This window comes from Pollutibacter soli, from assembly GCA_029269725.1.
In the GTDB taxonomy this organism is placed as follows: Bacteria; Bacteroidota; Bacteroidia; order Chitinophagales; family Chitinophagaceae; genus Pollutibacter; species Pollutibacter soli.
In genome coordinates, this window is record JARJHS010000024.1 from 1 (window position 1) to 588 (window position 588).

Annotated in this window: 1 protein-coding gene and 1 pseudogene; both read right to left on the reverse strand. The window is 47.8% G+C overall.

Annotated elements, in window-relative coordinates; all coding sequences use genetic code 11:
* Positions 1–102: 102 nt before the first annotated feature.
* On the reverse strand, positions 103–282 hold the full coding sequence (locus P2W82_RS24665) for a hypothetical protein (RefSeq protein WP_276133620.1): 180 nt from the start codon (positions 280–282) through the stop codon (positions 103–105).
* Positions 283–380: 98 nt separating this feature from the next.
* Positions 381–588 (reverse strand): annotated as a pseudogene (locus P2W82_RS24670) (molecular chaperone DnaK); the annotation flags it as partial.

The window sequence follows — 588 nt, forward strand, 5'->3', positions numbered from 1 at the left end:
GGTGTAACCAAGATGCCTTCTCTCGATCTGGTTCAATACGTGGGGTAAATAAAAAAAGAGTTCAATTACGAACTCTTTTTTGCGTCATTGTCCCGGCATTCTCTATTGTCCGGCATCATCTTTATCCCTCGAGTTAGGTTTCCTGCCCTTTTTGTTGTTGTGGTCCTTATAGCCTGCATCCTTGCGCTCGCGGCTATCCAGGTTGTCACGTATCTCGGGCTTAGGTATGTTTACCTTGCCCTGCTTACTTTGCTTATTCCCGGCATTCCTTGCGTTCTTCATAACATTCTCTTTTTCTCAGTAATAGAGGGTAAAAAACGATGCCTCGAAATGCAAATAGCCGGCTCACGCCGGCTATTTTAACATATAGGATATCGTCCTTATTTTACTTCTTCATACTCAGCATCAGCTACGCCGCCGTCGTTGTTGTTGCCGGCAGTTTGCTGGCCTCCGCCTTCGGCGCCGCCACCTTGCTGTTGTGCATTGTAGATGTGCTGGCTGGCAGCTTGCCATGCAGCGTTCAGTTCTTCCATGGCTTTGTCGATACCAGCGATGTCTTCTGCTTTGTGCGCTTCTTTCAGTTTAGCC

Bases quoted from the DNA above. Each gene is read 5' to 3' on its own strand.
- P2W82_RS24665 (WP_276133620.1), bottom strand. From the start codon at position 282: ATGAAGAACGCAAGGAATGCCGGGAATAAGCAAAGTAAGCAGGGCAAG.